Source organism: Microcystis sp. M179S2 (genome assembly GCF_020245805.1).
Classification (GTDB): domain Bacteria; phylum Cyanobacteriota; class Cyanobacteriia; order Cyanobacteriales; family Microcystaceae; genus Microcystis; species Microcystis aeruginosa.
The window spans coordinates 1-21,249 of sequence record NZ_JADBUE010000271.1 but is presented as its reverse complement, the minus strand read 5'-3'; the positions used below and the strand labels follow the sequence as shown (position 1 = coordinate 21,249).

The 21,249-nt window shown below is 43.2% G+C and carries 23 protein-coding genes; 14 read left to right on the top strand and 9 right to left on the bottom strand.

From position 1 onward, the window contains the following. Positions 1 to 204: 204 nt before the first annotated feature. Both IM500_RS16465 and IM500_RS16460 read right to left on the bottom strand, forming a co-directional pair. Positions 205 to 645 (bottom strand): hypothetical protein, encoded by a 441-nt coding sequence (locus IM500_RS16465; protein WP_190723149.1) that lies wholly within the window; start codon positions 643 to 645, stop codon positions 205 to 207. Between the two features lie 172 nt (positions 646 to 817). Further along, positions 818 to 1,900 (bottom strand): fatty acid desaturase, encoded by a 1,083-nt coding sequence (locus IM500_RS16460; protein ID WP_190723150.1) that lies wholly within the window; start codon positions 1,898 to 1,900, stop codon positions 818 to 820. A 597-nt stretch (positions 1,901 to 2,497) separates the two neighbouring features. Between IM500_RS16460 and IM500_RS16455 the strand changes: the two genes are divergently transcribed. The 3 genes from IM500_RS16455 (at position 2,498) to IM500_RS16445 (ending at position 5,632) form a co-directional block, all read left to right on the top strand. Beyond that, the gene (locus tag IM500_RS16455) at positions 2,498 to 2,737 is read left to right on the top strand and encodes a DUF1830 domain-containing protein (RefSeq protein WP_190723151.1); all 240 of its coding nucleotides are present in this window, start codon (positions 2,498 to 2,500) and stop codon (positions 2,735 to 2,737) included. Positions 2,738 to 3,016: 279 nt separating this feature from the next. Beyond that, on the top strand, positions 3,017 to 3,418 hold the full coding sequence (locus IM500_RS16450; RefSeq protein ID WP_287739024.1) for a hypothetical protein: 402 nt from the start codon (positions 3,017 to 3,019) through the stop codon (positions 3,416 to 3,418). A 33-nt stretch (positions 3,419 to 3,451) separates the two neighbouring features. Then, complete coding sequence (locus IM500_RS16445) at positions 3,452 to 5,632, top strand: pentapeptide repeat-containing protein (protein ID WP_287739022.1); 2,181 nt, start codon at positions 3,452 to 3,454, stop codon at positions 5,630 to 5,632. Positions 5,633 to 5,722: 90 nt separating this feature from the next. Here the strand turns inward: IM500_RS16445 and IM500_RS16440 are convergent, their stop codons facing one another. Continuing rightward, positions 5,723 to 5,929 carry a UPF0223 family protein gene (locus tag IM500_RS16440; RefSeq protein WP_002750139.1) on the bottom strand — a complete coding sequence of 69 codons (207 nt, stop codon included), beginning with the start codon at positions 5,927 to 5,929 and terminating at the stop codon, positions 5,723 to 5,725. Positions 5,930 to 6,159: 230 nt separating this feature from the next. Between IM500_RS16440 and IM500_RS16435 the strand changes: the two genes are divergently transcribed. Continuing rightward, positions 6,160 to 6,771, top strand: a complete 612-nt coding sequence (locus IM500_RS16435; RefSeq protein WP_002802920.1) for a Uma2 family endonuclease — start codon at positions 6,160 to 6,162, stop codon at positions 6,769 to 6,771. A 117-nt stretch (positions 6,772 to 6,888) separates the two neighbouring features. On the opposite strand, the gene IM500_RS16430 is transcribed toward IM500_RS16435, so the two are convergent. Together IM500_RS16430 and IM500_RS16425 are read right to left on the bottom strand one after the other, a co-directional pair. Then, positions 6,889 to 7,143, bottom strand: coding sequence for a hypothetical protein (locus IM500_RS16430; RefSeq protein ID WP_052277998.1), 255 nt, complete (start codon positions 7,141 to 7,143; stop codon positions 6,889 to 6,891). Next, entirely contained in the window at positions 7,140 to 8,846 is a 1,707-nt protein-coding gene (locus tag IM500_RS16425; protein ID WP_287739021.1) for a potassium channel family protein, read from the bottom strand. Before IM500_RS16425 ends, IM500_RS16430 begins: the two co-directional genes overlap by 4 nt. 150 nt (positions 8,847 to 8,996) lie before the next feature. Here IM500_RS16425 and IM500_RS16420 point away from each other — a divergent pair, with 150 nt between their 5' ends. From IM500_RS16420 to eno, 5 genes are all read left to right on the top strand, one after another. After that, entirely contained in the window at positions 8,997 to 9,887 is an 891-nt protein-coding gene (locus tag IM500_RS16420) for a DUF4351 domain-containing protein (protein ID WP_287739019.1), read from the top strand. Positions 9,888 to 9,972: 85 nt separating this feature from the next. Continuing rightward, the gene (locus tag IM500_RS16415) at positions 9,973 to 10,866 is read left to right on the top strand and encodes a DUF4351 domain-containing protein (protein ID WP_287739018.1); all 894 of its coding nucleotides are present in this window, start codon (positions 9,973 to 9,975) and stop codon (positions 10,864 to 10,866) included. A gap of 278 nt (positions 10,867 to 11,144) precedes the next feature. Next, on the top strand, positions 11,145 to 13,223 hold the full coding sequence (glgX, locus tag IM500_RS16410; protein ID WP_287739017.1) for a glycogen debranching protein GlgX: 2,079 nt from the start codon (positions 11,145 to 11,147) through the stop codon (positions 13,221 to 13,223). Between the two features lie 115 nt (positions 13,224 to 13,338). Continuing rightward, positions 13,339 to 14,100, top strand: a complete 762-nt coding sequence (locus IM500_RS16405; RefSeq protein ID WP_287739016.1) for a DUF3887 domain-containing protein — start codon at positions 13,339 to 13,341, stop codon at positions 14,098 to 14,100. A 46-nt stretch (positions 14,101 to 14,146) separates the two neighbouring features. Further along, the gene (eno, locus tag IM500_RS16400) at positions 14,147 to 15,445 is read left to right on the top strand and encodes a phosphopyruvate hydratase (RefSeq protein WP_190720677.1); all 1,299 of its coding nucleotides are present in this window, start codon (positions 14,147 to 14,149) and stop codon (positions 15,443 to 15,445) included. A gap of 334 nt (positions 15,446 to 15,779) precedes the next feature. Here eno and IM500_RS16395 read toward each other — a convergent pair whose 3' ends face one another. Continuing rightward, on the bottom strand, positions 15,780 to 16,145 hold the full coding sequence (locus IM500_RS16395) for a phage holin family protein (RefSeq protein ID WP_190720674.1): 366 nt from the start codon (positions 16,143 to 16,145) through the stop codon (positions 15,780 to 15,782). A gap of 108 nt (positions 16,146 to 16,253) precedes the next feature. On the opposite strand from IM500_RS16395, the gene IM500_RS16390 reads away from it, so the two are divergent. Both IM500_RS16390 and IM500_RS16385 read left to right on the top strand, forming a co-directional pair. Then, on the top strand, positions 16,254 to 16,352 hold the full coding sequence (locus tag IM500_RS16390) for a YqaE/Pmp3 family membrane protein (protein WP_190720671.1): 99 nt from the start codon (positions 16,254 to 16,256) through the stop codon (positions 16,350 to 16,352). A 257-nt stretch (positions 16,353 to 16,609) separates the two neighbouring features. Further along, a complete protein-coding gene (locus IM500_RS16385; RefSeq protein WP_287739013.1) occupies positions 16,610 to 16,780 on the top strand; it encodes a YqaE/Pmp3 family membrane protein in 171 nt (56 codons plus the stop codon). A gap of 268 nt (positions 16,781 to 17,048) precedes the next feature. Here IM500_RS16385 and IM500_RS16380 read toward each other — a convergent pair whose 3' ends face one another. Continuing rightward, positions 17,049 to 17,438, bottom strand: a complete 390-nt coding sequence (locus IM500_RS16380; RefSeq protein WP_002798186.1) for an AbrB family transcriptional regulator — start codon at positions 17,436 to 17,438, stop codon at positions 17,049 to 17,051. Between the two features lie 300 nt (positions 17,439 to 17,738). Between IM500_RS16380 and IM500_RS16375 the strand changes: the two genes are divergently transcribed. From IM500_RS16375 to cbiB, 3 genes are read left to right on the top strand one after another with little or no spacing between them, the layout of a single operon-like run. Beyond that, positions 17,739 to 18,182 (top strand): Rrf2 family transcriptional regulator, encoded by a 444-nt coding sequence (locus tag IM500_RS16375; RefSeq protein WP_002783777.1) that lies wholly within the window; start codon positions 17,739 to 17,741, stop codon positions 18,180 to 18,182. Continuing rightward, positions 18,130 to 18,600, top strand: coding sequence for a GFA family protein (locus IM500_RS16370; protein ID WP_190720668.1), 471 nt, complete (start codon positions 18,130 to 18,132; stop codon positions 18,598 to 18,600). The genes IM500_RS16375 and IM500_RS16370 overlap by 53 nt, the downstream gene beginning before the upstream one ends. A gap of 5 nt (positions 18,601 to 18,605) precedes the next feature. Continuing rightward, a complete protein-coding gene (cbiB, locus tag IM500_RS16365; RefSeq protein ID WP_190720665.1) occupies positions 18,606 to 19,586 on the top strand; it encodes an adenosylcobinamide-phosphate synthase CbiB in 981 nt (326 codons plus the stop codon). On the opposite strand, the gene IM500_RS16360 is transcribed toward cbiB, so the two are convergent. Both IM500_RS16360 and IM500_RS16355 read right to left on the bottom strand, forming a co-directional pair. Then, complete coding sequence (locus IM500_RS16360) at positions 19,527 to 19,901, bottom strand: hypothetical protein (RefSeq protein ID WP_190720662.1); 375 nt, start codon at positions 19,899 to 19,901, stop codon at positions 19,527 to 19,529. The two genes, cbiB and IM500_RS16360, sit on opposite strands and share 60 nt — an antisense overlap. Positions 19,902 to 20,243: 342 nt before the next feature. Beyond that, positions 20,244 to 20,912, bottom strand: coding sequence for a lysophospholipid acyltransferase family protein (locus IM500_RS16355; protein WP_190720660.1), 669 nt, complete (start codon positions 20,910 to 20,912; stop codon positions 20,244 to 20,246). Positions 20,913 to 21,249 lie beyond the last annotated feature (337 nt).

Here is a 21,249-nt window from a genome sequence, read left to right as displayed (position 1 = left end):
TGTCGAAATGTGTCGAAATGTCGTGCTTCGTGTCACTGAGCTTGTCGAAGTGCTGTTTTATACTGGTCGGGGTTTCATCCCGTCGCTAAAAGCGAGGGCTTCGGCCGTGAGATCAGCCGAACGGTCTTCACCCCGACATTCAAGATAAAATTGGTGAACTAATTCTCAAACGTACTAACCCACAAACAGAAGGAGGCAAACCCATTACGCCGCGCTATGACTCCCGTAGCACTTAGCGGCCAAAACCACTGGCTCGATTTCTCCCTTTTGGAGTTTTTCTAGCGGGGTTGCTCCCTCTAAACGAATATCACCCGTGAGCAGAAAGAGCATTTGTGTCCAAGCACCGTCTTCTTTTAAAACGGCTAACACTTGGTCTAAACCTGACAAAACTTTGCCATCAACAAATTGCCAAGCGGGATAAACTAATTCCTCGTTGACAGATAAACCTAAGACCCGATGATTGAGCCTCATAGTTTCTAATTCCAAAGAACTACAGGCTAAAACACGACAAACCTCAGCGCTGGTTAAGGTTCCGCCTTGCTTAGATAGGAACCGCTTCTTCGCTTCTTCGCCTCGTTTAATGGCAGCCTCCAACGCAGAGGCCAAAGCTAAAGGAGATTGTGTTTTTTGTATGGATTCTAACATTTTTAAGCTAATAAGAAATTTAGTTCTTAACAACCAACAATTCTTATTATAATCCCGATCTCCATTTGTAGCCAACAATTGTTGCAACGGAGATAATGACGCTTACCGATAATGTCAACCAAAAAAAATTGGGGAGATAAGCCATTTGTAACTATCTCCCTCAAGCCTCAATTTAGTGGGGTGGCATTTTGCTTAAAGATTCAAAGGTTTTGTTGATGGCTTCTACTAATCCCCAGGAGTGGGAATAATAAACACCCGCTTCTACTTCCGCTTGGCGATCGCTGTGGGCATTTACCCAATCGCTTGCCGGTCGTCGGTGGTGGTAGTCATGTACTGGACTATCGCCCGTCAGGATCAGCAGTCGCACGGGTAAATGGTAGAAAAACAGCCGGAGCCACCAACGGGTTTCTCCCCAAAATTTGACCCAAAAGGGGTCAAAATCATTGAAAACAGCCGGCTCTTCGCAACAAAAAATAGCAGAGGTCATTTCGCCAGTTTTCTTAGCAAATCTATGTTCTACACACTGGCGTAGTACGCTACTGATCTCGAAAAACACGCTCAGAGTCGGAACAAACACTAATAAAAACCCGGCCCAAGTATGGGTAATGATCACTAAACTTAAAATCGAGAGCCAAAAACCGACAGCCAGCCAGTTGTGTTTTGCGTCCGTTGAAGAAAACGTCCCTTTTAGGCGATCGCCAAATTGACGGCAGTGGAAAGTCGCAGAAAAAATAAGCTTAGTTAAGTGTTGCGATGCTTGCTGCGGACTCATCTCTGGACGGAAACCCGCTTTGTAAAAAAACTCAAAGGTTTCATCACCGGGGCGCATTAATCCTTTGGAATGGTGAGTTTCGCAATGCTTTTTCTTGTAACTATTAAAAGGCATGGAGAGAGTAAGAATTGAAATGAATTCCCCTAACACTTCATTCCAAAAAGGATTGGCAAAAACAGCATTATGAGAGCAAGCGTGCATAATGGTTAGCCGTTGCATCCGTAAAGATGAGAGCAAACAGACTTGACTAATGGGAATTGCCCACAGGTGGGCGTTATCTACAAAGGCATAATTGCTGATGAGAAGACCAAAGGCAAAAAGTAAAAAGGTTAGAGAGATTTCTTCCCCTGCTGTTTTTCGGCGTGTCGCTTGTCCTGTGCGAGGTTTAGCGACTAACCAAGTAACCCAAGATTCTGGCAGAAACCCAGTCTTTTCGTGAATTTGTTCACGAGTATCCGAAGATGAACAATTTTGTAGTAACATAAAAATCACAAAAACTTAGTTTGATGGGTGGTAGCAATACCACCTTTTTATATTATTTTCAACGCTCTCAATAAATAACTCAACCAATTATTGTTGTTTTTTTTGTAGAGAAATATATCATTTTTTGCAATAATTATTGGTTTAAAGATGCAACAATTGTTGGCTTGAGCTTGCAATAATTATTGGCTTTTAATTTTATAGTTTTGGAAACCAAATGCTTACCAGATTGTAGCTTTAGTAATCTAGGCTCATCAATTTTTTCTTGGCAACAGTTCCGTGATTAGCCACGCTGAGGTTGTGTAGGGGATGGCAACCATTGGAGGGGCAGTCAATTGAACGACAAGAGTGGAAGATATTAGGAGAACTTTAACTTTTTGACTCGGCGACATACTGGCCTCCTCTTATTTCAAGTTTGTCCCTCATTGTACAAGTAAATTATTGGCTATCAACCTACAAAAGTTGCATAATATTTGAGATTTAAATATGCAACAATTGTTGGTTTAACTTTGCAATAATTATTGGTTTTCAATTCCAGAATTTTGAATTATCTTACATACATAAGGTTCATCCCGTATTGCAGAAATGGAGCGGAATGGTATGTCGAATGCAACTGTTAATCAAGCAATTATCAACTGTGTATATGTAAACGACACGGGAAAAATGGCTATTCTCAAAAATAACTTTGACTTGATAGTAAAATGGCGGGAGCAAGTCGTTGACGTGGGCGAAGATTTTTGCTTTGAGGCTCCTGAAGGGGGACACTTAGATATTTTTACCTATGAGATGGCTACGATGATTCGGGAGGATAGAATTCCGTGTCGAGAATTGGCGATATAAGGGAAGTTTTTTGGGGATTGAGTTCTTGTCATTCTCTGTAGGGGATTGGTTGCCAAGCCTTGTAGTTTCTGGATTTGGAAACCAAACCTCTACCAGATTTTGGGTCTTGCAATAATTGTTGGTTGATTTCTCTTTTGGTTTTATGGAACTATCTCAGAAGCAATATAACTCTCCGGTTATTATTGCAATACACTTTGAAAAAGTATCGGTGACTACAAATACAGCTATGTTGATTACCTTAAGATCGAGGATCACCCCAACCGAAGGAGAGAGACTTCTATGGCACCATCACTATGCGATGCCCAAAATCTGGCAAGAGACTGTGGTTTGGATATAGCCAAGCTACAAGCTTTGTTGGCAGAAATCGAATTCCTATCTGCAAAATACAAAATTATTTTCTATCTGGCGGCTACAGGTCTTTTTTGTGCGGATGATTTGGCTGAAATGTTCAATCATAGCCAAAAAAATCTAAACACGGATTTCAACAAAAATCTAGGATCCTATCTTAAACTTTACCTTGATTTAGATGAAAGTGAGCGTGTGGGAATTACTTCTCTAAGAAGAATTCTTTTCAAGAAAGGTTATTGCGTCATTAACGATATTTTGACAAGCAGATACGTAGAGAATTCGGAATTAGAACGATCTGCCTCAGACAAAATTAGTACAGAATCAGACCACTGAAAACTAGCGCATTTTTGAGGAGATTAATTTCAAATGAAAACTGAAAACTTATTGGACGTAACAAAATTGGCCAGTCCCCATCTTGACACAAGTGATGTATTGGTATTGTTAGCTCAACTAAAAAATGAACAGGATAGAGATCGCCGGGCGGGGATTATCAGAAAAATAGGACAATACTATCCTGAATCTCAAGCAACTCAAATCTCTGAGCTTCAAGTAATAAAAACGCTTTTAAATTTGGGCAATTATGTAGATTCTGACGATTTTTTTAAATACGAAATTAAGCTTAGTTTGCATAAAATTTCGTACAAAATTGCTGCTCACTCTGATGTAGATATTGACTTTTTTCTCAAAAATCTAGCAATATTTCAATCCCAAGAAAATACTTCTCAAGCTCCGAAAGTCTTAATTGATGCTGATCTAATCGAAGAGTTTTTATTACGAAATCAGACGACTCTTAACAGGGAAGCTACTAGGGTTATGGGACTTGTTTTAGAGGGGAAAATTAATCCTTACATTGGCGAAATAGGATTAATCAAAATTTGGCATAATATCAAAAATCTTAAATCTCAAGAATATGCCAATCGTTCGATCATTGAACTTCTGAGTAAGATTAACGTCGGTCAAGTTGACTTGAAAGAAATTGACCTAGAAAAATATCCTAACGTTAACTTAAAAACGGCAATTCAAGTTGAGATTGCCAGAAAGTATAGCGTAGCAGGTATTATCACCATCAGAGATCGAGAATTCATTGCCAGTGGATATCCTTTTGTGGGTTCCCCTTCCCTATTCTTACAGTCTTTAGGGGAAGATACCTCGCCAGCTTCTATCGAAAGAACTCTCAAAAATCTCGGTAAAGCTGCCATGGAACATGAGAAAGTAAAACTCAATCAGCTTTTAGAAAACGAGCCTCAACACAACTTATTCTTTGAAGATAATCTTTTGCTTTTTCAAGGCTGGAAAATTGAGAACTTTGAAATTCTTTGTGCTAACAACAATTTAACTGCTGCGACAGTTATCCTATGTAATACAAAAAACCAAGAGCGTTACACTGAATCGGCCTTTAAAAAAGGTTCAGTAGATGCACTTTTTACTGCTTTTAATGAGGCTCTAGCTCATTTAGTTGAAATTAAACATCACCTTAAATCTGTCTATTTGGCCAACTTAAAAGAAGGTCAACAAGGAGACGTAACTGTCAAGGTGGTGGTCGAGTATGATGGTAAAAAAGTGATTACCATCCACACCCATGAAAATATTCTCAAGGCTTATTTTTTCGCCTACGTCAAAGCGATGATTGCCGTTTATGCACCCAAGGAATATCACCCCGATATTCATAGCACAAAAGAATTGACATATTTGCACAAAATTGGCGAACGAGATTTTCGGGGACTGAATTTCAGCCAAGTCGATTTAATGGATACCCTAGGCAATCTTTCCGATGCAAAATTGATGGGATGTAACTTCAGTCAGGCTAATCTTTCGGGGGTTAATTTAACTAATGCTGATTTAACAGGAGCCGATTTAAGTCATGCCAATTTGAGCAAAGCTGATTTAACAAGAGCCAATTTGAGCAAAGCTAATCTAACGGGAGCTAACTTGACCGATGTTAAATTAGATGAAAATAATCTAACCCTCCTTGATGGCACAATTTTGACTAACACAATTATGCCTGAAATTAACATTGAAATTATTGGCGAATCCCGTTTAGAAAAGGTTGCTCAACTACTCAAACACATTGATCCTAAAAGTCAATCTCGAATCTTGGCTGTTCACTCCATGACAGATTCCATCTGGTGGGATAATCCTCCCGGTCAAAAATTCTGGGAAGTTAACCAAGAACTAATCAAAAGAGGGATTTCTATTCAACGAGTCTTTATTCTTCCTGAAGTTCCGACTCCAAAGCATTTACAGGTGATTCAGGAACAACTTAACTCTGGCATAGAAGTTGCTTGTATTTGTCAGGAAAAAGCCAAAGATGTTGAAGGCTATCGTTGGGATGATACCAACCTATTGATTAGCGAAAACTTATCTGTTCCCAGAAATTCTTTTACAGCGAGAAGAACTATGAATGGTCAAACAGAATCAGGTTATATTTCCTATCAAACAAGAGTTGTCAAGACAGATAAAAGTATCTTCAAGGATCTATGGGAAAAATCCGAAAAACTCTCTACTCAAGCTAATATTCAGGAACAATTAGCAAACCTGAATACCTGACCCCGAACTTTATTGTTTCATTAATTGTTTTATTAACTGATGATCACAAGACGATCGCTTTTTCTATTTTGTTTTCATAAAAAGCGATCGCTAAAAAGTGAGTTCTCGGTCGTTTGTCACACAATCCTGAAGATATAAATCAATTAATTCCTGATAAGAAATTCCTTTTTCTTTTGCTTTTTTTTCAAAGAAATCAATGACATCAATCCTTAAAGGTAAAGTGACCTGCCGCTTGAGTTGTTGAGCAAAAGGATTAGGACGACTTTTCATATTAGCGAGATCATACTCTGATTTCATCAACAATAACCTCGATGAGGACAGTATAGTATTTTGGTTAAATTTAACGACTCAATTATAATACATACAATCAAATTAACGATAGTTCGCTCTTAAAAAATTTTTCTCTCTCACCTCAGAAAAACTGCGATCGCCGTTCTAATTCTATTTTGATAAAAAGCGATCGCTTCCCCACAATCCCTAAAAAATAACCATAAAATTAATTAATAGAATATCGGAGAAAGACAAAGATGATTATCGCTCAAGAAAAACCAACTATTGCGACAGTCACCAAAACCCCTGTCACTTTGGAAGCATATCGGGCGATCGCTGAAACTTCTCAGGAACGTTATGAATATTGCCATGGAGAAATGATTCTTATGCCTGGAGGAACCGCAACCCACAGCGCAATCGCGATCAATATCTCGGTTTTTTTGGGATTTTTATTGAGAGATAGGGATTTTCGTCTCTATAACAGCGATCTGCGGGTGTGGATTCCTGAATATCATTGTGGAACCTATACCGATCTCATGGTTGTTAACCATGAACCGGAATTTAACGGCGATCGCAAAGACGAAATTCTTAATCCTTTATTTATTGTAGAGGTGCTTTCCCCCGCCACGGAAGCATATGATCGAGGTGATAAATTTAGAAAATATCGTTCCCTGCCAAGTTTTTGTGAATATCTGCTCGTTAGCCAAACTGAACCCTACATTGAGCAATATTTTAGACTCGCACAGAGCGATCGCTGGCAACTACAAACCTACGATCAACTTAGTCAAATAATCCCTCTGGAGAGTTTAAACGTTGAACTTCCCTTGCTAGAAATTTATCGTCGCGTTAGTTTTGCCGCAGCCTCATAAATCCCTTAATCCGATTAATAACCTTTCTATTCTGATTGAATAAAAAGCGATCGCCCCACAGTTTAAACTCAAAAAACCGCCATCGACAAAGAAGCGGTGAGGAGTAGTTCATTAGACCTACTCAGGATGGTTAGGCAGAGAATGATATTGAAAGATGCCAAATATACTGCCGACACTGCCGACACTGAGAATACTGCCGACACTGCCAATACTAAGAATACTGCCGACACTGCCAATACTGAGCATACTGCCGATACTAACCAGACTTAAAATGCTGCTGGCACTAGCGAGACTTAAAATACTGCCGGCACTGCCTAAACTCAAGATACAGCGATAACTAGCTTTGCTCAGATAATTAAGACCAGAAATCATTTTAAATCGGGGAAAGATTGGGGAATAGTTAGGGAAGTATTTTGCCAAACCTGTTGTAAACGCATAGCCGGCATAGTTAGATAAAGAATATCACCTTGATCGAGAGTGATTTCCAGTAATTGCCAACCGTGGATAGTTTGACCCTGTTTTTCTAGGTAAAGTGGCACAAAATCGGCATTCATCGCCGCTTCCTTGACAATTTGCCCCATAAAAGGATGATTAGGTGTGATTAATGTGGCTAAAGCAACCCAGAGGAGATCATCGGTCATGCCATTACCGAGAATTCTACCGCCCAAAGCGGCCGCGGCGAAGGAATAGGTAGCCAGATCCCGGGGACATAATACCGTATCAAAATCAAAAACCTCTTGAATCGATCGCCCGAATTGTTCCTGAGAGCAGCGTAAAACTAGATTAATTTTAGGAGCGATCGCTTTAGCAGTGAGGGCAATCTCCACATTAATCATATCCTCGTAAGTAACCACGATCAAAGATTCGGCGTTGTTAATATTAGCGGTTTCTAGGGTAGCCACTAGACGCGCATCCTCGATGATAACGGGGATTCCCCAGGAGCGCACGGAATGCAAAAATCGATTATTGGGGTCCGATTCGATCACCACCACTTCACAGCCTTGGTCGTGCAATTGTCGCACGATCCGGGTGCCGATACCTCCTAAACCACAGATAATGTGATGATTGCGGACGGGAATGCGGGTAGCATCCCAAAACTGCTTAAAGCGACTACCGAGAATAAAATCGTTGAGGAGAGCATAACAGATACCGATAACCCCCGCACCGACAATCATCATGACCACGGTAAAAATTTTGATACTATCGGGGGTAGATTCGGCCACTTTTTCGTTACCTCCGGCGCCGGTAATCATCCCGACGGAAAAATAAAGGGAATCGACAAGGGAAATTTTTTGATTAACGCTGAGATAGGTAATGGTAGCAAGGGAAATCATCCCCAGGAGGGAAAGGGTGACAATAATTACCGGTTGGACATAGTGCTGATAGGGACGGAGATTGAGCAGATTTCTCAGCCACTTTTGCAGTTTAAAACGCTGTTTTGCCTTAATTGTCGGTTTATTGCCGATAATCAGATGATCGCCAGTTTGGAGTTTTTTGCCTAAAAGAACTGCGGAAACCAGATCGATTTCGTCGTGAGCGGGGAGATAATAGATTAACATCCGGGCCGGATCGTCCCAAAGTTCGTAGAGGGGTAATCCCCACCAAGGATGATTTTCCTCGATAATTATCTCTTGAATTGGCCAAAGGCGATCGAATAGCTGTAATTGACCGATAGCTTTATTACCAAGGGCAGCAAAGGAAAAGATCGGAGCCGCTAGGGAAGCAACGCTCATGCTAACGTGAGCAGGGAGGGTTTGATCGAGTCTTTCTCCTAAAGTTTCGTTAAATAGTCGGTTAACTATCCGAATTTTCGGGTTAATTATCCTTGCGCGGGTGAGAATTTCCAGATTGAGTGCGTCGTTATCGATGGCCAAAACTAGGGTTTCTGCATCCGGGAGACCAGCTTGCAGGAGAGTTTTAGGAGAGCAGGGATCGCCGATAATAATATCAGACTGGTATTCGCAGACCATTTGGCGATCGCTAATCGCTACTACTGCCGCAGATTGTTGTTTGAGTAAACAAAAGATTTTATAACCCGTGCGACCTAATCCACAGACGATGATTTGCGGTTTCATTCGTCGAGCGCGTTTTTTGCTGATTAACCTTTCAGTTATAGCGCAAAAACTAGGAAAAATCTGTAACTAAAGCTGCAATGCTGCTAATTTTTCCAATCAGGCTTTTAAAATGATAAAATAACCCTGATCATCGATTGAATCACTTCAGCCTTGACTCGCTTTCTTTGGGACAAATTTAGTAAAGATTACCTCGAAACTTTTCTCGCTTCTTCCGGTGACGTGAAAACTAGCCTTGATGTGACGGCAGAAACTCAAGAAATCGATGTGTATTTTCGACCGACTTCCCCAGAAATACCGCCCGAATTAGGCCTATTGGGCAAATTAGCTCAAACCCCTTGTCTATTGGAACCCTATCGCAATCCTGTCACGATTGAGGGAATTCTCGCTTGTTTATCTAAACTGTTGACTGTGCGGGAACAATTACAAAGAGAAGCTCACCGTCATCAACAACCCTTATTAGCAGAAAATATTCCTAGACTATGGATACTAACTCCTACGGCCAGTCAAAGAATTATAACTGCTTTTTCCGCTCTCAATAACCCAGATTGGGGAGAAGGAATTTATTTTTTACCTCCAGCATTAACCACATCCCTTATTGTCCTACATCAATTACCTGAAACCCCTGAAACCCTTTGGTTAAGATTATTAGGTAGAGGAGGAACCAGAAGCAGAGCGATTGATGAATTAGAGGCATTATCTTCTAATCATCCTTTCAAATCAGCTTCCTTAAAGTTATTATACAATTTGAGTAGGAACTTGCAAGCCTTACCAAAAAGAACCCAAGAGGAGAGGAAATTTATTATGCGTTTAGCCCCTTTATACGAACAAGATAGAGAAAAAGCTATTCAACAAGGAGAAGCTATCGGACTTCAAAAAGGAGAAGCCAACCTAGTGCTACGCTTACTTAACCGACGTTTTGGTGAACTGCCCCCGCATATCACTGAAACTATCCAAAAACTAGCCGTTGAACAATTAGAAGACTTAGGAGAAGCATTACTAGACTTTGAGACTCAAGCTGACTTAATTAATTGGCTGACCTAATAAATAGGCTTTGAAGATGATAAAATAACCATCATCATTGATTGAATCACTTCAGCCTTGACTCGCTTTCTTTGGGATAAATTTAGTGAAAGACTACCTCGAAACCTTTCTCTCTTCTTCCGGTGACGTGAAAACCAGCCTTGATGTGACGGCAAAAACTCAAGAAATCGATGTGTATTTTCGACCGAATTCCCCAGAAATGCCGCCCGAATTAGGTTTATTGGGTCGATTAGTTCAAACCCCTTGTTTATTGGAACCCCATCGCAATCCTGTCACGATTGAGGGAATTCTCGCTTGTTTATCTAAACTGTTGACTGTGCGGGAACAATTACAAAGAGAAGCTCACCGTCATCAACAACCCTTATTAGCAGAAAATATCCCTAGACTATGGATACTAACTCCTACGGCCAGTCAGAGGATTATAACTGCTTTTTCCGCTCTCAATCATCCAGATTGGGGAGAAGGAATTTACTTTTTACCCCCAGCATTAACCACAGCCATTATTGTCCTGCATCAATTACCTGAAACCCCTGAAACCCTTTGGTTAAGATTATTAGGCAGAGGAGGAACTAGAACCAGAGCGATTGATGAATTAGAGGCCTTGTCTCCTCATCATCCTTTCAAATCAGCTTCCTTAAAATTATTATACAATTTGAGTAGGAACTTGCAAGCCTTACCAAAAAGAACCCAAGAGGAGAGGAAATTTATTATGCGTTTAGCCCCTTTATATGAACAAGATAGAGAAGCAGCGATTCAAAAGGGTAGAATCGAAGGGATTCAACAAGGAGAAGCTATCGGACTTCAAAAAGAAGCATCCAAGTTAGTGCTACGCTTACTTAAACGACGTTTTGGTGAATTGCCCCCGCATATCACCGAAACTATCCAAAAACTCTCAGTAGAAAAATTAGAAGACTTAGGAGAAGCATTGCTAGACTTTGACAGTCAAGCTGACTTAATCAATTGGCTTAATCAAGCCTAAAATCTTCGGGAAAGGCCATTTACAACTCCTCTAATTGTTTTCTTGATTGCTCGGAAAATTGAGAGCTTTATTGAATAGGGCAAGGTCTTAGAAATTAATCACGCCATCTCCATGAAAATCTGGCTTTACTGATGTGAGTTCTGAATCTTATTTTGTGAGATTTTTAAAACCTAGACCCCAACTAACTTTTGGATAGGACACACAGTTGGCATTCATCCCTTGATTCAGCAACGCCGAATAATCTTATACTACTCCTAATCACTTCTTATCTCTTGACAATGACCTTAAAAACCGATCACGGTAAAAGCCATCCCGTCGGTGCGACTGTCTTGGCCGATGGTGTCAACTTCTCACTATTTTCTAAGTATGCCACTGCCATAGAATTATTATTATTTGATGATACTAATTCTCCCGTACCTAGCCGGACTATTCTCCTCACCCCGCAAACAAACCGCACCTTTTTCTATTGGCATATTTTGGTTCACGGCATTGGAGTCGGTCAAGTGTATGCTTATCGAGTCTATGGTCCGGATAATCCGGCCCAGGGTCATCGCTTCGATCCTGATAAAGTAGTTCTCGATCCCTATGCGAAAGCGATTGTCGGTGCGGAAATTTATGATCGACAAGCTGCCAGCGAAAAAGGCGATAATTGTCATCGAGCTTTGCGGGGTCTGGTAGTGGATCCGGGCTGCTACGATTGGGAAGATGACGCACCGCTACGCACTCCCTACTCTGCCAGTTTGATCTACGAAATGCACGTCGGTGGTTTTACTCGTAACCCGAATTCTGGCGTTAGCGAGGAAAAAAGAGGTACTTTTGCGGGATTAATCGAAAAAATACCCTATTTGACCAACCTAGGCATTACTGCCGTGGAATTGTTACCGATTCATTACTTTGATCCCGCTGCCGCTATGCCGGGGTTAACTAACTATTGGGGTTATAGCACGATCGGCTTTTTTGCGCCCCATGCTGGTTACAGTAGCGATCGCTCACCCCTGGGTCCTTTGAATGAATTTCGCGATCTGGTGAAAGCTTTACACAAAGCGGGGATCGAAGTGATTCTCGATGTGGTTTTCAATCATACCGCCGAGGGGGACGAAACCGGGCCGACTCTTTCCTTGAAAGGTATCGATAATCGCACCTACTACATCCTCGATGCTGAAGATAAAAGCCTCTATAGCAACTATACCGGCTGTGGTAACACCCTCAAGGGCAGTCATCCCATTGTTGGCAAAATGATTCTCGATTGTTTGCGCTATTGGGTGTCGGAAATGCACGTCGATGGTTTTCGCTTTGACCTGGCGGCCGTATTATCGCGCAATGTGGACGGGGAACCGATTCTGCAAAAAGGTTATAACATGATCTGGGCGATCGAATCGGATCCGGTCTTAGCCGGCACAAAATTAATCGCCGAAGCTTGGGATGCGGCAGGATTGTATAGTGTCGGTCAATTTGTCGAATTTGCCGATTGGTTTTCCGAGTGGAATGGTCCTTTTCGCGATGATGTGCGCGCTTTTGTCCGGGGAGATACCGGCATAGTCAGCAAATTAGCGGCGCGGATTTTAGGAAGCCCCGACATATACCACAGACCCGATACCGATGTCAATAGAAGTATAAATTTTGTTACCTGTCACGACGGCTTTACCCTTAACGATCTAGTGTCCTACGACGAGAAACACAACGAGGCTAACGGCGAGGAGAATCGGGACGGTTGCAACGATAATTTTAGCTGGAATTGTGGGGTAGAAGGGGAAACCAATAACGAGAGGATTAAAACCCTGCGACTGCAACAAATAAAAAATCTCTTAACGATCCTGTTTATTTCCCAAGGAACACCTATGCTGTTGATGGGGGACGAAGTGCGACGCACCCAAAAGGGCAACAATAACGCCTATTGTCAGGATAACCAGTTAAGTTGGTTCGATTGGAGTGCGGTAGAGCAAGAGTTCGATCTTTGGTGTTTCGTAAGGAGATTGATCGATTTTAATCAAAAATTAGCTCTTTTCCGTCAAGAAAAATTGCTAGAAGTCACCTATACCAGTCTTGAACCCCATCTCAGTTGGCATGGCGTACAGTTGAGTAAACCCGATTGGTCGGAAGATTCCCACAGTTTAGCTTTTTCCCTGCGTCATCCCAAGGCGAACGAGTATTTACACATTATGCTGAACGCTTACTGGGAATCTCTCAACTTCCAGTTACCCCCCTTGGGACAAGGGGAAAAATGGCATCGCGTCATCGATACTGCTTGGCAATTGTCCGAGGCAGCCTGTGATTTAGATGCCGCAGCCGCTATTGAATCGGAAACCTATCGGGTGCAAGCGCGTTCCGCGGTAGTCTTAATCGTTAAACCAGTATAACAAGAGGAGAGATATTGCTCGATCGACCGATGTTGAATGCTTTAACTAATGAACAATGGCATCAATTCAATCGTCAAGTGGAAAAACGTTATTTATTTGCGGAGCAATAGCTGAAATGATGCGGCTTTCATTAGCGAAACGGGTATCGATTCTCTCTTTGTGTTTAATTGGTTTTTCCCTGCCTTGGACCGCGTTCAGCGCTTCACCGGTACAGGCGAACCTAGAGCCGAATGCGATCGCTATTGGTGATCCCGTCCGAGAAGAAAAGCAAGCTCGGCAGTTAGTAGAATGGTTGGGAACTAAACAATACGACAAAGTTATTGCAGCTTTGTCACCCCAACTAAAACCCCTCTGGACTGCCGAAAAACTGCAAAAGGTCTGGGAAAGCCAAGTCACTGACAATACTGGACCGTTTAAGCGCATTGTCAAAAGCAAGCTACTCGATGCTATCAATGCCAATTTGGTGATTGTCACCGTTGAATTTGAGAAACTCACTGAAGATGTGGTAATTACCTTTAACCGGTCTGGTCAGGTAATTGCCGCCGATTTTCCCGAATTTCGTAGTATTTCTGAGATTGGCGATGCTTTTGTCACGTCCTTGGTCAACAAAGACTACGGCCTGGCCCGAGGTTTTTTACACCCTTTCCTGAAAGCTGAGGTTTTCCCTACCAGAGTACAAGGCGCTTGGGAGAATTTACTTAAGCGTACTGGTCCCGTGCGTCGGATCGTGGGAACTCAGGTCAGAAAAGGTTCGGATACAGACGGTGTGGCTCTGGTGTTGGTGACGATTCAATTTGAAAAACTGACGGATACTTTAATCCTCGTTTTTGATGATCAAAAGCAGATTGTCAACGTGGATTTCCCTTTAGGCAATTAGTAATCAGCCGAAATTACCCCGTAAATTGAGTTGGAGACGATAAGTTATGTTAGATAAAATCGAAGTTCCCATCGAAGCGATCGCAGCTAGGGAGATTCTAGATTCCCGCGGCCGTCCCACTATCGAAGCGGAAGTGCTGTTAGAATCGGGGGCGATGGGTTTGGCCCAGGTTCCCAGTGGCGCTTCTACGGGTAGTTTTGAAGCCCACGAATTGCGCGATGATGATCCCCAGCGTTACGGTGGTAAGGGTGTCCTGAAAGCGGTTCGCAATGTCCACGAAAAAATCGTCCCGGTTTTGGAGGGGATGAATGCTTTCGACCAAGCTAGTATCGATTTAGCTATGATCCATCGCGATGGCACGGCCAATAAACGAGAATTAGGGGCTAATGCTATCCTAGCCGTCTCTCTGGCTACGGCCAAAGCAGCGGCGGCGGATCTGGGCTTGCCTCTCTATCGTTATCTCGCAGGTCCGATGGCCAATGTACTACCCGTCCCGATGATGAACGTGATCAATGGTGGTTCTCACGCTGATAATAACGTCGATTTTCAGGAGTTTATGATCTTCCCCATCGGGGCCGATTCTTTTAAGGAGGGTTTGCGTTGGGGAGCGGAAGTATTCGCCGCTTTGGGTAAGGCCTTGCACGAACGCAAATTACTGACCGGTGTGGGCGATGAGGGCGGTTATGCTCCTAATTTGGCTTCAAATCAGGAAGCTTTGGATATTTTGATTGAATCGATCGAACGTGCTGGTTATAAACCGGGGTCGGAGGTGGCTTTGGCTATGGATGTGGCCGCCAGTGAATTCTATAAGGATGGTCAATACCTCTACGATGGTTCGGCCCATTCTCCCGCCGAAATGGTGGATTTTTTGGCCAGTTTAGTCGATCGCTATCCGATTGTTTCTATTGAAGACGGTTTACACGAGGAAGATTGGGATAATTGGAAATTATTGACCGATAAACTGGGGGCGCGGATTCAGTTGGTGGGCGATGATTTGATGGTGACTAATCCCATCCGTCTGCAAAAAGCGATCGATCTGGGTATTGCTAACTCGATCCTGATTAAACTCAATCAGATCGGTTCTTTGACGGAAACCCTACAAACGATCGCCCTGGCTACCCGTCACGGTTATCGTTCTGTCATCAGTCATCGTTCCGGAGAAACGGAAGACACCACGATCGCAGATCTGGCGGTGGCTACTAATGCCGGACAGATTAAAACTGGTTCTCTCAGTCGCAGTGAACGGGTGGCTAAGTATAATCGCTTGTTACGCATCGAAGCAGAATTGGGCGATCGGGCGGTGTACGCGCCGAAAGTCGGTTTGGGTCCAAAATTCTTGGCCTAAAATTTGAAAAAAGTCTTGCACTGATCGAAAAAGGGTGTTATACTAAAGACACTGATAACTGATAACTGGTCACTGACTATTGTGGTACTTCGCTGAAACCCTTTTCGGCGAAGTATTTATTTTTGGCCTTTTTCTGCCCGAAGGTATGATTTTTGGGTTCTTCGGCACTTATTATGCAGACTTATGCAGACGGGGTGATTATGATTCTGAAACTCTTGATGGATAAGACTTGTAAGATTCACAAACCGTCTCCAGTATAGTATCTACCGAAGAGCCGATTTTTGGCTCAAAGGTGTTATAGTAAAGGTACTGATAACTGATAACTGGTCACTGACTATTGTGGTACTTCGCTGGAACCTTTTTCGGCGAAGTATTTATTTAAGGGGGTGTTGACCAGAGAGAGGACGATTGGCGCACCGATAAAAGCCACTAAACCCTTAACTGCGAATCCCGGGACGAGGATCGAGGCTAACCAGAAACAAAAGCCATTGAGAACAAGGATAAAGCCACCGAGGGTGAGAATAGTAATCGGTAGGGAAAGCAGCCCTAGAATCGGTTTAACCAGTCCGTTGACTAAACCGATAACTGCCCCCGCAACCATGGCCACAATAAAGCTATCGACTTTAACACCGGGGAAGATAATATCAACCACTAATAAACTAAGGGCAGTGGCAAGAATATTTAAAAGAAGGCCGATCATAAATTTTTCCTTAATTTTTTCGCAATTACCCCCATTTTATGGCAACTTTAAGGAGAGCAAGCTTAATATAGAATTAAGATTCACTAAAGTCTTTTTGAGGTACAAGCAATGTTTCTTCGCCTAGTTTGTGCGTTTTTTTTGCCGCCCTTAGCCGTATTTTTGACTACGGGACTGAGTTTAGACTTTGTTATCGAAAATTTGGGTTGAAAACCCCGTCCTTTTAGGACGGCTTTAAGCTACAATGCAAAAAGCGATAACCAAGCTAAAAACCGAACCTTGACCACAGATAGTAGGGGGTTTCGTTCAGAAAAGACTTCAAATTCGGCCTTGAACGAGTAAAACTTTCTAGGAAATAAGGTTGAACATGAGATTTTTTCGACTTGTTCAAAGTGGCCGGAGGGCATTCGGACACTCAAAACGGACGTGGAGAAAGTGTAAGACTACCGCTAAGGTAGCAGCATCCTGTGAAGCGTCAACCCCATTCAACGACCATCCTAAAAAGGTGGCGTGGTGAGGAATCACCGTCCGTTTACGGCGGTGAGGATGTCAATAACATCATCTTAACTTTAATCGGTTATGTCCCCGGCATTATCCACGCTTTCTGGATTGTCTCCAAAGAAGCGGAGAATTCCTAATTAGCACCCCAGGAGATGCCAATTTTTCTAGTCGCTGCATTAGACATCTCCAATAATGAAGATTTTAGCTTGATGGATCGGGCTTCTAGCCTGATTTCTGGAGAGGTATATTACACGCGGTTAATAGGACAAAATTAACCGGACATATCGAACGGAGTCTTTGATCTAGATGCTTAAAGACTGATTGAGGATAAAATACCCAGTTTCAATGGACAAGAGCTTATCTAATGGCAAGGAGAGAGTTAAACGGCTCTCTCCTTAATTATTGCTATTCGTCGTCGTCGCTGGCACCAACTTGCTTGAGATGAATATGTTTTCTCCCCAAAGTAATTTCAAATTCATCTCCCGGTTTGAGTCCCATTTTTTTGGTGTAGGCCGAACCGATTAGGAGATTATTATTGGATTGGACACTGATCCGGTAGCTGGCCGAGCGCCCACCTCGTCCATGACCATTGGCACTGCTATCTAAGTCAATTCCCTCGGCATCGATTAAAGCATTGAGAAATTTCATCATATTAACGCGTTCAATACCATTTTTTGTCATGGTATAGTAGCCGCATTCCCGAGCTTTTTCCTCTTTGCTGAGGTTGCCTAGCTGTTTAACTTTCTCAATTAGTTCGAGGCCAGTCAGGGGTTCTGGATTAGTAGTTTTGTTCATTTAAGTTCGCGGCAGATAAGTAAAGGTTAGGGTCATCAAGGCTAGTCGAGGAGAATTGCTCCCCCTGACCAGAAACAATCGGGTTACGATTGATCTCTACACTCATCTTACACGGTATAAACTAAAAATTATCACTTGCTTGAGGAAATTGATTGTAATTGATTACACTCTATCTCTCGATCGAAATCTTAACAGAATTTATCAATGTTGATCGAGATGCTGAGGGAAGGGAGGTTAGCCTTTCTGTCATCAATGAGGGCAGGGGGTAGGATAGAGATAAAGAGGTAAAAATGAGGGATAATGAAGCTAACAACTAGGGGTCACTATAGTGTTAAAGCCTTGCTGGATCTTAGTTTACAACCTAGAGGAACTCCCGTCTCGGTAAAATCGATCGCCCTGCGTCAAGATATCCCGGCTGCTTATCTAGAGAAATTGCTGATAGAAATGCGACGAGCGGGGTTAGTTCGCTCCTTTCGGGGAGCGCAAGGGGGTTATCAATTGGCCAGGCCGGCAAATCGGATCTCGTTGGGGCAAATTCTGGAGGCAGTGGGAGAGACGATCGAGCCATTATCAGGCTATCATCCCAGGGACGAACAGGCAGAAGATTGGGTGACATTTACTATCTGGAAACACCTACACGAGAAATTAAAAGAGGCCCTAGGGAAGATTACCTTAGCCGATTTATACTACGATGCCCGTAGCTGGATTGCCGCTAGGGGAGAGGAAACCAGCTTTATTGTTTAGTAGTTTAGAAGTTATGACAGCAACAACACAAGCAAAGATTTATGGGGGGGGTTGTCACTGTGGAGCGATCCGTTTTCAAGTGGCGATCAAGCATGATCAGGCTCTAGACTGTAATTGTTCGATTTGTCAGAAAAAAGGCTTTCTGCATCTGATTGTTCCTTCAGCACAATTTACCCTCCTAAGCGGTGAAGATTTCTTAAGTACCTATACATTTAATACCCACAGGGCCCAACATTATTTTTGTCGTGTTTGTGGTATTCATCCTTTCTATCGTCCCCGCTCCCATCCTGACGCTATAGATATAAACCTGCGCTGTTTGGAGGGCAATGTCTTAGGCGATTTTCAGCTCCAGTTCTTTGATGGGGCTAACTGGGAAGACAATATTGAGAAAATTCGGGATATCGATGGGAAAAGGTAGTAATTGTGAAGGAAGCGGCAACGGCGATCATTTTAGTATTAGGGGCGGTTTTAGATTATCTGGTCGGCGATCCTTGGGGATGGATTCATCCAGTGCAGGTGATGGGGGCGATTATTGCCGTTGCCACAAAAGTTATCCTTAATTGGACGCGGGAAAAAATTCGCCAACGTTTAGCGGGCATAATTCTGGGACTAGGTTTAATTATCTTGGCCGGGGTCTTAACTTGGCTAGGAATCCAATGGTTAGGTCAGGTCAATTTGCTGTTGAGTTGCCTAGTACAAGTGATTCTCTTGGCTAGTTGTTTAGCCGGTAGAAGTTTACGCAGGGCTGCCGAAACAGTCATCGCACCTTTACAAGCTGAAAATATCACCTTAGCTCGTTGCCAACTAAGTTTATACGTTGGTCGCGACACAGATAATCTCGGCCGGGAAGAAATCCTCCGCGCCCTATTAGAAACCGTCAGTGAAAATGGTGTGGATGGAGTTACCGCGCCGCTTTTTTATGCCCTTCTCGGTGCTTTTCTGGGGGTGGGGCCAGTTCCCCTCGCTTGCGCTTATAAAGCCGCTAGTACCCTCGATTCGATGATTGGCTATCGTCGGCCACCCTACACCCATATGGGTTGGTTTAGTGCCAAAAGCGAGGATGTTTTGACATGGCTACCCTGTCGTTTGACGGTATTAACTCTCGCCCTAATTTCGGGCCGGCCGGGGCGGGTTTTAAGCATTTGTTGGCGCGATGCCCGTCGGGATCCTAGTCCTAATTCTGGTTGGAGTGAATGCGTCTATGGGGCGATTTTGGGGGTGCAATTGGGGGGTAAAAATCAATATCGAGGCCAGATTGTGGAAAAACCTTTATTGGGCGATAACCTCAACCCGATTACCGTCAAAACCGTCGAACAGGCTTTGAATTTAACTCGTACTTGTGTATTACTTTGGCTGGCGCTCGCTGTCAGCTGCTTGATTGCTAGAGATTTTGCTCAATTGTAGCGACCACAGGCGACGGCGTTGACGGGGTTGACGCTGCCAGTAACGGATAATCAGGGAGAAGGTCAAGAATAGGGATTGCAGTATCTGTATCTGTCCGCAGAGACGTTGATAGTTTTGTCTGAGATAATAGGTTTTCGCCCCAGCGATGACAATATATTCGGGGGCGGGGTAAAAAATGTGGTGTAAACGTCGTTCCACCCGGTTTAAAATTTTGGTCACTCGCCCTAAAATCCGCCGCAATTGCCACAATTTCCAGACTAGAAAGCAATTAAATAAAGTTAAGCCTAGATTGAAGCCGAGGACAAAAAAGAACATGGTCGAGGCGATGGTCGAGTTATGCCAATTTTAACCCACATTCCCCACTTCAAAGTGTAGGGGAAAGAAATCTATTGACGCTCCCGTCGCGCTAAAAAGGGGGTCTTTTTCCTTTATCTTTCCGAAAGTCCTTGACTTGTTTTAGTTTTTCTATCAAGCTCAACATATATTTAAAAGTTGCCGGTCACTTCTCATTTTACAAAGACAGTGATCGCTTTTACTTTTGATATTCTGATGGGAGAATGAAACAGCCCTAGGACAAGGGGGGGAGAGATTTAGCTAATCTAAGGATAGGCGGTTAAAATGCGTCTTAGCTGACTAAATCCTGTTTAAAAGGTCGATTTAGCGTCCGAGGGCGTGTAATCCGTTAATAATTTCGGCACAGCGCTCGGTAACTGCCTGTAAAGCTTCTCTTTTGTTAGAAATCGGTGGCGGCAGCACTTGCCCGATGCGAATAGTTAAGGGGATACTATGGGGAAAAGAAGAACCTTTTTGAAAAATCTTTTCTGTCCCCCACAAACTGACGGGTAACAGAGGAACTCCCGCTTTAGCGGCAATCATCGCCGCGCCTAGTTTTGGTTGATGGATCAATCCGTCCTCGGTGCGCGTTCCCTCCAGAAACACTCCCACTGCCCAGCCCGCCGCTAATGCTCCCATCGCCGCCCGAATTGCCCCCCGATCACCACTGCCGCGTTTGACGGGATAGGCCCCATAAAGAGCGATCGCCTGTTTTAAAATCGGGATGGTAAATAATTCTTCTTTAGCCATATAAGCTACGGGACGACGCACGGCACAGGATAATAGGGGTGGATCGAAGTAACTGGCGTGATTGCAGACGATAATCAGAGGATGACGCCGGGGGACATTTTCCACTCCGTAAACGCGACCGCGAAAATAGCCGTGTAGGGTTGGGCTAACGATCGACCATTTAAAGAGATGATATAAAACTAAACTGGCAAAAGGTTCTCGCTCTTGAGGCTGGTTCATGACTGACAACTGTTCCCTAGACATGGAAAAGCCCTCGGGAGTCTTGCCGTGTTTCGACCCCAAGGACTTTGCTTTCTTCTCACTCCTCACACAATTAAAATATATAGCAATTTATGGGTTAGGGAAAGGTTAAGCGTGCCGCTTTCTTAACTGGCATAATTACTTAGCTAGGGTTGAGAGCGGCAAAAGGATTAGCAAGATGTGTTATCGCTCTTCTGGAACTTTCGGAAATCCCTGACCGAATCCAGATTCTGAAACCCTTGGTTGACAAGTGATCGCTAACTTTTTTTCTAATAAAAACTCAAATTTCGGGTTTCTGTTAGTTAGCGATCGCTTGAAGGCTTACCCCATAAGAGAGCTA

Bases quoted from the DNA above. Each gene is read 5' to 3' on its own strand.
- IM500_RS16465 (WP_190723149.1), bottom strand. From the start codon at position 645: ATGTTAGAATCCATACAAAAAACACAATCTCCTTTAGCTTTGGCCTCT.
- IM500_RS16460 (WP_190723150.1), bottom strand. From the start codon at position 1,900: ATGTTACTACAAAATTGTTCATCTTCGGATACTCGTGAACAAATTCAC.
- IM500_RS16455 (WP_190723151.1), top strand. From the start codon at position 2,498: ATGTCGAATGCAACTGTTAATCAAGCAATTATCAACTGTGTATATGTA.
- IM500_RS16450 (WP_287739024.1), top strand. From the start codon at position 3,017: ATGGCACCATCACTATGCGATGCCCAAAATCTGGCAAGAGACTGTGGT.
- IM500_RS16445 (WP_287739022.1), top strand. From the start codon at position 3,452: ATGAAAACTGAAAACTTATTGGACGTAACAAAATTGGCCAGTCCCCAT.
- IM500_RS16440 (WP_002750139.1), bottom strand. From the start codon at position 5,929: ATGAAATCAGAGTATGATCTCGCTAATATGAAAAGTCGTCCTAATCCT.
- IM500_RS16435 (WP_002802920.1), top strand. From the start codon at position 6,160: ATGATTATCGCTCAAGAAAAACCAACTATTGCGACAGTCACCAAAACC.
- IM500_RS16430 (WP_052277998.1), bottom strand. From the start codon at position 7,143: ATGATTTCTGGTCTTAATTATCTGAGCAAAGCTAGTTATCGCTGTATC.
- IM500_RS16425 (WP_287739021.1), bottom strand. From the start codon at position 8,846: ATGAAACCGCAAATCATCGTCTGTGGATTAGGTCGCACGGGTTATAAA.
- glgX (WP_287739017.1), top strand. From the start codon at position 11,145: ATGACCTTAAAAACCGATCACGGTAAAAGCCATCCCGTCGGTGCGACT.
- IM500_RS16405 (WP_287739016.1), top strand. From the start codon at position 13,339: ATGATGCGGCTTTCATTAGCGAAACGGGTATCGATTCTCTCTTTGTGT.
- eno (WP_190720677.1), top strand. From the start codon at position 14,147: ATGTTAGATAAAATCGAAGTTCCCATCGAAGCGATCGCAGCTAGGGAG.
- IM500_RS16395 (WP_190720674.1), bottom strand. From the start codon at position 16,145: ATGATCGGCCTTCTTTTAAATATTCTTGCCACTGCCCTTAGTTTATTA.
- IM500_RS16390 (WP_190720671.1), top strand. From the start codon at position 16,254: ATGTTTCTTCGCCTAGTTTGTGCGTTTTTTTTGCCGCCCTTAGCCGTA.
- IM500_RS16380 (WP_002798186.1), bottom strand. From the start codon at position 17,438: ATGAACAAAACTACTAATCCAGAACCCCTGACTGGCCTCGAACTAATT.
- IM500_RS16375 (WP_002783777.1), top strand. From the start codon at position 17,739: ATGAAGCTAACAACTAGGGGTCACTATAGTGTTAAAGCCTTGCTGGAT.
- IM500_RS16370 (WP_190720668.1), top strand. From the start codon at position 18,130: ATGCCCGTAGCTGGATTGCCGCTAGGGGAGAGGAAACCAGCTTTATTG.
- IM500_RS16360 (WP_190720662.1), bottom strand. From the start codon at position 19,901: ATGTTCTTTTTTGTCCTCGGCTTCAATCTAGGCTTAACTTTATTTAAT.
- IM500_RS16355 (WP_190720660.1), bottom strand. From the start codon at position 20,912: ATGTCTAGGGAACAGTTGTCAGTCATGAACCAGCCTCAAGAGCGAGAA.